Below are 11,812 nucleotides of genomic sequence, written 5' to 3' on the forward strand. Positions count from 1 at the left end.
ATGAACCGGGTTCGCTCTACGGTTCGAACGACGAGGTGACAGTCGTGCAGTCGTGGTATCCGTTCTGGTCGTATCGCTTGACGTGGCCGCCCATCGTGTAGAGGCGGCCGTCGATAACGCCGTCGACGCAACCGACGCGTTCTACCTCGTCGTCCGGCAACGACGTGTCGAACTCGTCGGCGACGGGGTCGTAGCGGTGACAGAACGACCGGAACGAGTCGATAGTCGGCGCTTCGCCGTTCTCGCGGAACAACCCGTGTGAGAGATACATCTCGTTGTCGATGACGGGATTGTCCGTTGTCGCGTAGTGGCCCGGAATCGGTGTCGGCGTTGCTTCCTCCCACTCGTCGGAAACGGGGTCGTAGCGGAAGTTCGAGTCGGTCGACCCCGCAGTGCTCTTGACGCCGCCGAGGGCGTGAATCTTCGTCCGACCGTCGACGACGACGCGAGCGACACACGGCCAGCGTTTGGCCTCCGGTATCGGCGCGAGGTTCGGGTCGACGACTTCCTCGGCTTCGGGGTCGAACGTCCAGAGTCGCCGGTCGTCGAACGACCAGTGGAGCGTACCGCCGGTGCCGTGGTTCGTCGCCCACTTCGAGTCGGTGTCGCCGGTCCCACCCGTCACACAGTAGATGAGGCCACTCTCGGGGTCGTAGACGCCACCCATACCCCAGTTGGAGTACGGACACCGCACGCCCGTCTCGGCGGTGAGGTTGCGCCAGCCGTCGCCGTCCTCGTAGACGAATATCTCGTCGGTCGGCACGTTGTTACCCTGCGAAGGGGTCAGTACACCGCCGAAACTGTACACGCGGTCACCGACGGCGACACCGCAGGGCCCCCATACCGCCTTCGGCATATCCTCGACCCGGTTCCACGTGCCACTGCCGCTGTCCGGCGCGGGTTCGTACGTGAACGTGTGGGCGACTGCGCTCGTGTCAGTCCCCGAGTCGAATCCGCCGAAGTAGACCAACTTCCCGCCGACGACGCCCCCACCGGCATCGCTGTGCGCGCGCGGCAGCGACGTCTCCGCGCGCCACTGTGACTCCGGTTCTGCGGGCGTCGATGTCTCGGTCGGTGTTTCGGTTGGCGTCTCCGTTGGCGTCGGCGTCTCCGCCGGTGTGTCGGTTTCCGTCGGTGCCTCGGTTTCTGTTGCCGTGTCCGTCTCTTCCGACGGCGTCTCGGTTGGAGTTTCAGTCTGTGTTTCGGTTTCCGTGCCGCTACCGTCGGAGGCGTCACCACCTCCCGTTCCGGTGTTGCTCGAAGAGCCCGTGTTGTCCGACGACCCGGTACTGCTGGAGGACCCGGTCCCACCTCCCGACCCGGCGTCGTTCGAAGCACTCCCATCGTTCGACGAACCACTACTGTCACTACCGCCTCCCGACCCGGCGTCTCCCGAAGAACTACCGCCGTCCGACGAGCTACCGCCGTCCGACGAGCTACCGCTACCGCCGTCCGACCCGCCCTCGGAACTCGTCTCGGTCGGAGCGTCGGTCGCGGTTCCCCCTCCCGCGTCCGGCGTCGCTGTCTCGGTGAGACCGGAGGTCGTCGCCGCGGTAGACGACGGTTCGGCCGTGTCGTTGTCGGCGCTTTCCTCTTGTTCACTCCGGTCCGTTCCGGGCAGCGGTACGGGACTCTCTATCCCGCGGTCGGACATCTCGTCGTAAGCAGCCACGCCGAGTCCGCTCGCGGCAGTTCCGGCAGCGATGAGCCCCAGTACTGCTCGACGGGAGCGCCCGTCCGAGGACTGCTCGCTTTCTGACGCTGCAGTCTCCCCAAGCGGATCGGACTGGTCGTCGTTCTCTCTCACAGTGAACAGTTCCACTTCTGAGCCACCATGAGTTTATCCCTCTCGTTATTCTCATTTCTTCGGTAAATTCGTAAAAAACTGAAATTCAAAGCGAACGTAACAGCGTCGTCACGGCCGACCCGCAAGTCCGCGCACGGCCGCACGCTACACGGAACGCCTATACGTTTCTGGCTTCTCGAACGTGTATGAACTACGAGGCATCCCTAGACCGGGCGATGGACGCCACCGACTCACGAGCCACTGAAGACAAACGACTGCGATTCCCCGACCCCGTCGGCGAGACCGACGGCGCGTTCACACGCCTGACGAACCTCGGCGACATCGCCGACGCGCTCTCGCGCGACGCCGAACACCTCCACAGTGCGATTCAGCGCCAGTTCGCAACGAACGGGCAGTTCGACGGTCAGCGCGCCCGCTACAACGGGTCGTTCAGCGTCGCCGACTTCGACTCCGCCATCCGCGAGTACGCCGACGAGTTCGTCATCTGCTCGGAGTGTGGCCTGCCGGACACCGTTCTTCGAACCGAAGACGGCGTCCAGATGCTCCGCTGTGAGGCCTGCGGTGCGTTCCGACCCGTTCAGAAACGAACCTCTTCGCGTTCGCGCAACACCCCGACGCTCGAAGAAGGCAAGACGTACGAGTTCGAGATTACCGGTACCGGCCGCAAAGGCGACGGCGTCGCCGAAGTGGGCAAGTACACGGTCTTCGTCTCCGGCGCACAGGAGGGCCAGACCGTGAACGCCTCCGTCTACAACATCAGCGGGTCGCTCGCGTTCGCTCGTCCCGTCTAAGTCGGTTATTCTTCGTCCTCGTCCCGCGAGACGGCCGATATCGGTTTCCGAAGAGCTATACCACGGAGTCGTAAGCGACGTACATGGACCGAGCTGACGAGGCAGGAGACGACGCCGTCACGGATGCGACGGACACGACGAGCGCGCTCCCGGCAGACGGCCCCGTCCGCGTTCTTCACGTCGACGACGACGCGCCGTTTTCGGACCTCGTCGCGGCGTTTCTCGAACGTGACGCCGGCGGCGACGACGACGCTCCGCTCCGCGTCGAATCCGTCTCCGACCCCGGCGTCGCCGTCGACCGTCTCGAAGGTGACCACGGGTTCGACTGCATCGTCAGCGACTACGATATGCCGGAGATGAGCGGTCTCGAACTACTCGAACGCGTCCGCGAGTTCGACACCGAGATTCCCTTCATCCTCTTTACCGGCCACGGCAGCGAGGAGATTGCCAGTCGAGCGATTTCTGCGGGCGTCACCGACTACCTCCGTAAGGGAACCGGTTCCTCGAAGTTCGCCCTTCTCGGCCGTCGTATCCGTAACGCGACGGCGACGTACCGCGCCGAACGCGAACTCCGCCGGAGCGAACTCCGCCTGCGCCGCGTCATCGACCTCCTCCCACAGTGCGTGTTCGTCAAAGACGAAGATGGCCGGTATCTGCTGGTCAACGAGACGAGTGCGTCGGTGTACGACATGGACCCCGAAGAGGTCGAAGGAACGCTCGAAACCGAACTGGTCGACTCCGAGTTGGCCGCACACTTCCTCGACGAAGACCGCGAAGTCATCGAATCCGGCGAGGCGATGTTCGTCTCCGAACAGCGCGTTCACGCCGACGACGGGTCGCTGAGAGTCGAGCGAGTCCACAAGATTCCGTACAGACTCGCGCGAACGGACAAACCTGCGGTTCTGGGTGTCGTCACCGACCTGACCGACGAGGCACAGCGACACGACGAACTCGACGAACTCACCGAGCGTCTCGTCGACGCCCGCGCCGCACTCGAAGCAGGCGACGTCGAGACGGTCGCACGCGTCCACGAGGACGCCATCGAGAAACTCGAAACGTTGCGCGACGACATCAGCGTCAAAGCCAGCCGTCAGTAACCGATTTCGCGGCGTCTCGGCGCTACAGCGACCGCTCGGGGTCGCCGTGGAGCAGCATATCCGAGAACATCTGCTTGAAGCGGTCCTCGTCGATGGCTTCGACCACCCGCGTCCGCGGTTCGCCGTCGGTGATACCGAGTTCGTCGACGAGGCTGTAGCCACGGGTCATCCCTTCTCGCTCGTCGACGTCGACGAAGTACGTCTCCGCCTCCGTCACGAGTTCCGGTTCGAGCAGACAGGCGACCGCCAGCGAATCCGGTTGCGTCGTCGAGTCGACGCCGAGGCGTTCCTTCGAGAACTCGCGGGCGTGTCGCGTGATAGTCGTAAAGAAGTCCGCGTAGGGGGTGTCGGCCTCTTCGAACGGTTCGAGTTCGTCGGCGTCGAACGCTCCCTGTCGAAGCGTCAGCCCCCAGTCGACGAGGTTCACGTCGAGTTCCTCCATCACGATTTTCGCCGCGTCGGGGTCGACCCAGAAGTTGAACTCCGCGGAGGGCGTGTCGTTGCCGATGGTGTTGACCGCCCCGCCCATCACCCACACCTCGTCGAGTAGGTCGTTCAACTTCGGTTCGCGGCGGACCGCGAGCGCGACGTTCGTCAGCGGGCCGATGCAGGCGAGACTGACTTCGCCGGGCGACTCGCGGACCGTCTCGACGATTTTGTCGACGGCGTGGCCGTCGGCCGAGGGGATGTCGGTGTCGGGGTACAGTTCGCCGCCGAGGCCACCGTCGCCGTGGACGTGGTCGACGTGTTCGAACTCCTTGACCAGCGGACGACGCGACCCCTCGTAGACGGGCACGTCGTCGGCTGCGTCCGCGAGGTCGAGGGTGTACTTCGCGTTCTCGACTTCGTAGTCGAACTCGACGTTTCCGGCGACGATGGTGAGCGCCTCCAGTTCGATGGAGTCGGCTAACGCGGCCAGAAGAATGGCCTGCGTGTCGTCACCTGCGGTGTCCGTGTCGATGAGAACGCGGCGTGACATGCTTGCCACGTCACCCGGTGTGCTCTTAACAGTCCTGCCCCGACTCGCTCCGAGCGAACGCTGGGTCATCGGGGACGCCACGGTTTAACCGACGGCGGCCCCACCTCCGCTCGATGCCCGAGACACCCCCCGACAGCCTCTCCGAACGCGTCGCCACCGCCCTCGACCGCACTCCGGACGCCGTAACCGAACTGACGGAACTCGACGGCGGGATGATTGGCTCCGTGTACCGCGTCGGATTCGACGACCGAACCGTCGTGGCGAAAGTCGGCGACACGCCGCTGGATGTCGAGGCGTTCATGCTCCGGTATCTCACCGACGAGAGCGACCTCCCGGTTCCCGACGTGCTGTACGCGGACCCCGAGCTACTCGTCCTCACACACGTCGACGGCGACTCGACGTTCTCCGTTGCGACCGAACGCGACGCCGCCGACCACCTCTGTCGACTCCACGACGTGCGCGCCGATGCGTTCGGTTTCCCCCGGGACACGCTCACCGGCCCTGTCCGTCAGCCGAACCCGTGGACCGACTCGTGGCCCGAGTTCTTCGAACAGCATCGCCTCCGTCACGTCGCGGACCTCGCTGCCGACGGCGGGTCGCTGTCGCCGTCGCTGCACGCGCGCGTCGAAAGCGTCGCCGACGATGTTGACTCCTTGCTCACCGACCCCGACCGCCCATCACTGATTCACGGCGACGTGTGGACCACGAACCTCTTAGCACAGAACGACGAGATTCGGGCGTTTCTCGACCCGGCGTGTTACTACGCACATCCCGAAGTCGAACTGGCGTACGTCGACTGGACGGACACCTTCGGCGATACGTTTTTCACTCGGTATCGGGAGTCTCGCGGCATCGACTCGGGCTTTTTCGAGCGCCGCCGGTTCGTCTATCGACTGTATCCGCTGTTGGTCCACGTGCATCTGTTCGGCGGGCAGTACCCCGACGAGGTGGCCGAGACGCTGAATCGAATCGGCTACTGAACGGCGCACGCCGCAGAGGAGAACTGACTTCTACCGTGGTCGGGTACTCTCGGGCGGCCGATGACGACAGCACCGTTCCGAGTCGGGGTGGCTCCCGACGGTGACGAACCCTATGAGTGCCGAGGCCGACTCCACACGTCGCCAGCGACGCGTGTTCGATTCCTCCCGGCGACCCGATAGTCCCAGTCTCTGTCTAACGAGTATATCTCCGCGCGAGTAGTATATGATGTGCCATGTCACACGACACGATGTTCGACAGAGGCCCGACCGTAGCGACCGACAACGATGGCCAAGCACTCTGGTCCATCGGCGTTCTCGTCGTGCCGAAAGTCGACGCGACACAGACCGAGGGCGCGTTCTCGCTCATCGAACACACCGCTCCGGCAGGGTGGGAGACACCTTACCACGTCCACCACGGTGAGGACGAACTGTTCTACGTTCTGGAGGGCGCTATCGACTGTTACTACGGCGAGGACGGTGCAGAGATGCTGCACGCCGAAGCGAACGACACGGTGTTTCTTCCGAGAGATATCCCGCACGGGTTCCGAGTCGTGAGCGACGAGCAGTGCCGGATGCTGATTCAACTCACCCCCGCCGGCTTCGAGGGGTTCTTCGAGGAGGCTGGTGTCCCCGCAGAGCGGCGAGAGACCCCACCGCCGGCCGAACCGGACCCCGAAGCGCTCGCCGAAATCGGCCGGAAGTACCAACTCGACATTCTCGGCCCACTTCCCGCGTGAGACGCCGAACGCCACTGCCACAATCGAAACCTCGATTGCCCAACAGTGAGAGACGATCAGTATGGCCGGTGACTTCGCCCCGACGTCGGGGCGTGCTTCTTCAGACAACCACTCCGGACTCCTCTCGGAACTCGACTCTCACGACCTCGCGTTCACGACGACAGTCGGCGAGGCGACGAGTGAGGACCCCTTCGAGTTCGACCCGGACGCCGACCCGAACGAGACGTTTCCGCAGTCGGTCGCAAGCGGCGGTCCGACGCCGAGCGGTGTCATCCTTTGGACGCGCATCGCTCCAGAGGTGTTCGACACGGACTCGCAGTTGGCAGTTCGGGTCGCCACCGACGAAACCCTCGAACACGCCGTTTTCGACGGCGTCGTAACCGACGACGCGTCGATTCGGGCACACGACTACACGGTGAAAATCGACTTCGACGGCCGACTCGACGCCGACACCACCTACTACTACCAGTTTGTCTACGACGGCGTCGCCTCCCGTGTCGGCCGCTGCCGGACGCTTCCGGACCCGGAGACGACACCCGAATCCGTTCGGTTCGCCGTCTTGGCGTGTCAGAACTATCTCAACGGCTACTATCCGGCGTTGCACTACGTCGCCGAGGAGGACGTCGACTTTCTCGTCCACGTCGGCGACTTCATCTACGAGTCCAGCGACGGCCACTTCAAAGGGCTCGGCTCCTACGACTATTCGGACAGAGAACTGTCGTTTCCGAGCGGGAACGGCCGCGTCCACACGCTCGACGACTACCGGTATCTGTACCGAACGTACCGCTCGGACAGATTCATGCAGGAGGCGTTGGAGTCGCACACGCTCATCGCCGGTTGGGACGACCACGAACTCGTCAACGACGTCTACTGGGACCGCCGGACGGACGCGCCGTCGGGCGACCACCCGCGAAGCGACGACCCCGAGTTCATGACCGAACTGGTCGCCGACGCGATGCACGCGTGGTGGGAGTACATGCCCGCCCGCGTGACCTACGACCCGGAGGGTGAGTCGCTGCAGGAACGCTTCCGACTGTGGCGGTCGTTCGAGTTCGGTGACCTGCTCACGTTAGTGCTGACCGACGAGCGACTGTTCCGCGACCCGCCCCGGGAGGCGATACCCACCCCGGACAACGTCGGCCCGCAGTACGAACCGCCGGGGCGGACGATGCTCGGCGAACAGCAGCGTGATTGGCTCGTCGACACCATCACCGGGTCGGAGTCGACGTGGACCGTCTGGGCCGACGAGGTGCTCACGGTGCCGTTCCGTCTCGGGTCGGGGCCGCTGTCTCTCTACCCGGTTCAGGGCGGGTGGGACGGCTACACGCGCGAACGACAGCGAATCACGGAAGCCATCGGCGCGGCCGACGTCGACAACTTCGTCACGCTCACCGGCGACATGCACTGTTACATCGCCGCGTACCAGCAGACCTCGTATCCGGGTCGGGTCTCGGGGGGCGAAGGCGTCGCGCAAGGCGACCGTATCGGCGTCGAGTTCATGACGCCGGCGATAACCTCACTGAACGTCGCCGAGGCGCTTCACCTCACCCGTGGGTGGCGAGGCCGCATCACCGAGCCACTGCTCACGAAGCTTATCACGGCGATGAATCCACACATCGAGTTCTTCGACAGTCACAACTGGGGCTACTCGGTCGTGGAGTTTACACCCGAAAACTGCACGTACGTCGGACACGCCGTCGACAAGCGGACGAACGAGGAGACCGCCGACCACGACGTCGTCACCGCGTACCGCGTCCGCGAAGGCGAGGTGCAGTTAGAGGACGTGACCGACGAGTATCGCTCGCCCTCACCGTGATTGGGGAGTCGTACCGTCGGTGAACACGTTCTCGGACGCAGCTAATCGTCCGTACCGGAGATGAAGGGAGTGAGAACCGAGGATTCCTCGAAACGTTCGGCTCGATGTGTCGAAGCGACACCGTACGAGTACAGAAACGTGTACGTGGTCAAGTGTCTTGACAAATGCATCCTAAACAAAGGTTCGAACATTAATCAGAGCGTTATGAACACAGATGCCAAGTCTTATCCGTGGGCTGTGATTGGATATATTTGCAATGGCAAACGGTAAGGTTGATTTCTTCAACGACACTGGCGGCTACGGTTTCATCTCGACGGACGACTCTGACGACGACGTGTTCTTCCACATGGAAGACGTTGGCGGCGAGGACCTGACGGAAGGTACCGAAATCGAATTCGACATCGAACAGGCCCCGAAAGGCCCGCGCGCGAAGAACGTCGTTCGCACTAACTAAGTTTTCACGCAGTCGCCACACGGCGACACCGCGTAATTGCTTTTTACTACTCTACACCGCCGAGAGCGACTGCGCTTTCGACCGCACGTTCTCGCAAGACAGCCCACTCGTCGGTACGCGTCGATACGGTTCGTTATCGCTCGTCGTTCGTGTGCTCCGGTTCTACCGGTTCACACAGGACGAGGAGTTCTTCTTCTTCCAGGACCGTCTCGGCCGGTCGGATTCGGGCGATGAACTGCTGTTGACGGTACTGGTCGTGTTCTTCGTCTCCGCCGGTCTGTTCTACAGCGTCGAGTTCCAGACGACCCCGGCCGTCGACGACTTCGGGTTACAACGGCTGTGTCTTCTCGACTGCGTCACCCAATGCGTTCAACACGGCTGGGTCGTACTCCTCGTCGACGTGGTTGACGTTCCAGAGACCGGACTCTCGAATCTTCTTGCTTCGACTCGCTGTGCCGAGCCACTCGCCCGACCGCGGGTCGACAGGGTCGTGCTGGTAGTTGCTCAGAAGTGCGATGACGTTCCGTTCGATGTACGCTCGTTGGCTCTCGGCGCTCGGCTCGTCGTCGACAGCGACCCAGAGAAACGGCAGGTCGCGGAGGTAATTGCTCACCCGTCGTTCCATGTCGAGTTCGTCGAGTCGGAGCTCTCGCTTCGCCGTCGAGCCGACACCCCACTGCGGATACGTCTCTCGAAGTCCGTCTCGGTCGACGAGTGCCTCACCGACTCGTTTACGGAACACCGAGCCTCGATGGTTGCCACCGCCTTCGTACGTGCCCCGCTGCGCGCCTCGGTGAGTGCGGAGCCGGTCCCACAGCGAGGTGCTGCTCCCTTCGGAGACGGCGTGTGTGCCGACTCGCGTCGCCCGCGGCTGGTCGGTCGTCTCGCGCGTCTCCTCGGGTGCGAAGAAGAAGTAGACGCCGCGGTCCGGCCAGTCCATGTATCCCGTGCAGTCGGCCAGTGTCTGTCGCCCGCCGACGCGCGCTTCGAGGTCGTCGAACAACCGATAGAGTTCGTCGAGGTCGTCCCGTCTCGTCATTCGCTCGGCCGTTTCGTGTCCCCGTACAAATAACGCCGCCACCCTCTGTGAGTCCCCGAGTCGGCACGGACCGTTTTTGCTATCGGCGACGCTATCTGAACCCGTGACCGACGACACCGACAGTTCGGAGTTCGACCGTGTGAAACAGCGAGCAGCCGACGCCCTCGGCGATACGGACGCCGTTTCGCTCTACGTCGGCCTCGTCGCTGCCGACGGCGACAACGAGTTCTACTTCGCCAACGACGTCGACGAGGAGCGACTGCAGGAGATGGCCAGTCAACAACTCGGGATGCTGACCCGCGTGCTCGCCGAGCAGTCAGACGCGAGCATCGAACAGGTCGCAGAACACGCCGCCGAGACGGCCAAACAGATGAACGTGCGGTGAACGGCGAAGGAAACCCTCGCTCGGATTCGAGTGCTTAACTCGCCCGCGCCGGAGCGGCGAGCGGGGGCGACTGGCCCGATTGCATTCCGATTATGCTCGGCCCAGTCCCGACTGGGCCGACGAGCGAGTCCGCCGTCTCGTTCGACGACCCCGACTCGTTCGACTGCTGAATCACGTACCGCTGGCCGACCATCGGGTCCAAGAGGCTGTCGACGGGTGCGCGGTCGTCGCGCAGCACCGGCACGTCACCCGTCTCGGTCGTCCGCTGGTAGTTGCGTATCTCCGAGTCGAGGTCGATACCGATGTTCTGACGCTCGTTGCGCGCGAGCAACTGCTGTTCGGTGACGACCGACTCGTTCTTCGTGGCGATGACTTCGATGTTCTGCACCACCCCACCGCCGGCGGTCGGGAAGCTGTACACTTGCGGGAACACCTGTGACATCGTCTTGTACTCGGCGCGGTAGAACTTCGACGCCGGGCCGGTCGGCGCGGAGATGACGTTGGCGAAGAGGATGCCGTCTTCGGAGAGACGACTGTCCGCGAGTTGCATGAACTCCTCAGTGGTCAACTCGAACGGCACCTTGTCCTTCTGGTAGGCGTCGAGAACGATGAGGTCGTACGTCCGGTTCGTCTCTTGGAGGAACTGCCGGCCGTCGGTGTTGTAGATGTTCAGATTCTCGGACTCCTCGACCCGGAAGTACTCCTTCGAGACGTCGATGACTTCCGGGTCGATTTCGGCGACGTCGACGGTGACGTTGTAGTCCTCGGCGAAGCGTTTCGGCCCGGTGAACCCGCCGCCGCCAATGAACAAGACCCGGTCGACGTCGTCGGTCATCAGTAAGGGCAGATGGAAGTAGCGCGTGTAGTCGAAGACGTGCCGGTTGGGGTCGCTCTTGTCCATCGCGCTGTGTCGCTGGCCGTCGAGGTACAGCGTCCGCGTGTCGCCGAGGTCGACGACTTGAAGCTCTTGATACGGCGTCTGCGTCTCGTAGACGACGCGGCCTTCGACCGAGATACCGGCGACGCCGCTTCCGACCGCCGCGACGAGCAGTACGAGGACGAATCCGCTCGCCACCGCCTGGTCACGGCCGATACCGGGACGGGTGAGTACGAGCGCCGTCACCACCGAGAGCACGCCGAAGACGAGCGCAATCTGTTCGACACCGAGCGTCGGGATGAGAAAGTACGTCGTCGCGAACGCGCCGACGATACTCCCGATAGTTCCGAGGGCGTAGACGTGCCCCGACGCCTCACCGAGTCCCTCCTTTGCAGAGAGTTCGGCCGCATAGGGGCTGATGTAGCCGAGCAGGTACGTCGGCGGACCGAATAGGAGCGTGATAGCCGGTAGCGAAGCGAACCGACTCGGCAGCGGGAAGCCCGAGGTCGCCCGAAGCAGTAAATCACCGAGGAAGATGAGGCCCGCGACGTACGCCGCCGTCAGGAGGAACACCCGTGCCATCCGGTCGTTCGTCGCCTGCTGGGACGCGAGTTTACCGCCGCGGTGGTAGCCGTAGCTGAGTGCGGCGAGGAAGACGCCGATGATGCCGCCCCACGTGTAGATGCTGCTGCCGAACTGCGGGGCTATCATGCGCCCGGCGAGAATCTCCAACCCCATACTGGCGACGCCGGAGACGAACACCGCCAGTTCCGGTTTCGTCAGTCGGAGGGCGTCGAACGAGCGAGACGTGCTCATGACACAGCGAAAGGGGCCCGGCACAATAACTGTT

At 63.5% G+C, this 11,812-nt stretch carries 11 protein-coding genes and 1 pseudogene; 8 read left to right on the forward strand and 4 right to left on the reverse strand.

All coding sequences use genetic code 11. The features are described 5' to 3' along the window. Nucleotides 1–16: 16 nt before the first annotated feature. A complete protein-coding gene (locus tag AUR64_RS14075; RefSeq protein ID WP_058582567.1) occupies nucleotides 17–1,822 on the reverse strand; it encodes a kelch repeat-containing protein in 1,806 nt (601 codons plus the stop codon). Between the two features lie 170 nt (nucleotides 1,823–1,992). Between AUR64_RS14075 and AUR64_RS14080 the strand changes: the two genes are divergently transcribed. Together AUR64_RS14080 and AUR64_RS14085 are read left to right on the forward strand one after the other, a co-directional pair. Beyond that, nucleotides 1,993–2,598, forward strand: coding sequence for a translation initiation factor IF-2 subunit beta (locus tag AUR64_RS14080; RefSeq protein WP_058582568.1), 606 nt, complete (start codon nucleotides 1,993–1,995; stop codon nucleotides 2,596–2,598). 83 nt (nucleotides 2,599–2,681) lie between these two features. Then, a complete protein-coding gene (locus tag AUR64_RS14085; RefSeq protein ID WP_058582569.1) occupies nucleotides 2,682–3,695 on the forward strand; it encodes a response regulator in 1,014 nt (337 codons plus the stop codon). 22 nt (nucleotides 3,696–3,717) lie between these two features. Here AUR64_RS14085 and AUR64_RS14090 read toward each other — a convergent pair whose 3' ends face one another. Further along, the gene (locus AUR64_RS14090) at nucleotides 3,718–4,674 is read right to left on the reverse strand and encodes a nucleoside hydrolase (protein ID WP_058582570.1); all 957 of its coding nucleotides are present in this window, start codon (nucleotides 4,672–4,674) and stop codon (nucleotides 3,718–3,720) included. 113 nt (nucleotides 4,675–4,787) lie between these two features. On the opposite strand from AUR64_RS14090, the gene AUR64_RS14095 reads away from it, so the two are divergent. The 5 genes and pseudogenes from AUR64_RS14095 to AUR64_RS21315 form a co-directional block, all read left to right on the forward strand. Further along, nucleotides 4,788–5,654: a fructosamine kinase family protein gene (locus AUR64_RS14095; RefSeq protein ID WP_058582571.1), complete on the forward strand. Its 867-nt coding sequence runs from the start codon at nucleotides 4,788–4,790 to the stop codon at nucleotides 5,652–5,654. Nucleotides 5,655–5,887: 233 nt separating this feature from the next. Beyond that, nucleotides 5,888–6,391 (forward strand): cupin domain-containing protein, encoded by a 504-nt coding sequence (locus AUR64_RS14100; RefSeq protein ID WP_058582572.1) that lies wholly within the window; start codon nucleotides 5,888–5,890, stop codon nucleotides 6,389–6,391. Nucleotides 6,392–6,452: 61 nt separating this feature from the next. Then, the gene (locus AUR64_RS14105; RefSeq protein WP_058582573.1) at nucleotides 6,453–8,207 is read left to right on the forward strand and encodes an alkaline phosphatase D family protein; all 1,755 of its coding nucleotides are present in this window, start codon (nucleotides 6,453–6,455) and stop codon (nucleotides 8,205–8,207) included. Between the two features lie 256 nt (nucleotides 8,208–8,463). Then, on the forward strand, nucleotides 8,464–8,661 hold the full coding sequence (locus tag AUR64_RS14110; protein ID WP_058582574.1) for a cold-shock protein: 198 nt from the start codon (nucleotides 8,464–8,466) through the stop codon (nucleotides 8,659–8,661). A gap of 142 nt (nucleotides 8,662–8,803) precedes the next feature. After that, nucleotides 8,804–8,989: pseudogene (locus AUR64_RS21315) on the forward strand (ion transporter); the annotation flags it as partial. Here AUR64_RS21315 and AUR64_RS14115 read toward each other — a convergent pair. Continuing rightward, nucleotides 8,990–9,700: a hypothetical protein gene (locus AUR64_RS14115; protein ID WP_058582575.1), complete on the reverse strand. Its 711-nt coding sequence runs from the start codon at nucleotides 9,698–9,700 to the stop codon at nucleotides 8,990–8,992. It abuts the pseudogene before it with no gap. A gap of 103 nt (nucleotides 9,701–9,803) precedes the next feature. Between AUR64_RS14115 and AUR64_RS14120 the strand changes: the two genes are divergently transcribed. Then, nucleotides 9,804–10,085, forward strand: coding sequence for a hypothetical protein (locus AUR64_RS14120; protein WP_058582576.1), 282 nt, complete (start codon nucleotides 9,804–9,806; stop codon nucleotides 10,083–10,085). A gap of 34 nt (nucleotides 10,086–10,119) precedes the next feature. Here AUR64_RS14120 and AUR64_RS14125 read toward each other — a convergent pair whose 3' ends face one another. Then, a complete protein-coding gene (locus tag AUR64_RS14125; protein WP_058582577.1) occupies nucleotides 10,120–11,778 on the reverse strand; it encodes a spermidine synthase in 1,659 nt (552 codons plus the stop codon). Nucleotides 11,779–11,812: the final 34 nt, after the last annotated feature.

Source organism: Haloprofundus marisrubri, assembly GCF_001469955.1.
Lineage (GTDB): Archaea > Halobacteriota > Halobacteria > Halobacteriales > Haloferacaceae > Haloprofundus > Haloprofundus marisrubri.

Bases quoted from the DNA above. Each gene is read 5' to 3' on its own strand.
- AUR64_RS14115 (WP_058582575.1), bottom strand. From the start codon at position 9,700: ATGACGAGACGGGACGACCTCGACGAACTCTATCGGTTGTTCGACGAC.
- AUR64_RS14080 (WP_058582568.1), top strand. From the start codon at position 1,993: ATGAACTACGAGGCATCCCTAGACCGGGCGATGGACGCCACCGACTCA.
- AUR64_RS14105 (WP_058582573.1), top strand. From the start codon at position 6,453: ATGGCCGGTGACTTCGCCCCGACGTCGGGGCGTGCTTCTTCAGACAAC.
- AUR64_RS14100 (WP_058582572.1), top strand. From the start codon at position 5,888: ATGTCACACGACACGATGTTCGACAGAGGCCCGACCGTAGCGACCGAC.
- AUR64_RS14090 (WP_058582570.1), bottom strand. From the start codon at position 4,674: ATGTCACGCCGCGTTCTCATCGACACGGACACCGCAGGTGACGACACG.
- AUR64_RS14095 (WP_058582571.1), top strand. From the start codon at position 4,788: ATGCCCGAGACACCCCCCGACAGCCTCTCCGAACGCGTCGCCACCGCC.
- AUR64_RS14085 (WP_058582569.1), top strand. From the start codon at position 2,682: ATGGACCGAGCTGACGAGGCAGGAGACGACGCCGTCACGGATGCGACG.
- AUR64_RS14110 (WP_058582574.1), top strand. From the start codon at position 8,464: ATGGCAAACGGTAAGGTTGATTTCTTCAACGACACTGGCGGCTACGGT.
- AUR64_RS14125 (WP_058582577.1), bottom strand. From the start codon at position 11,778: ATGAGCACGTCTCGCTCGTTCGACGCCCTCCGACTGACGAAACCGGAA.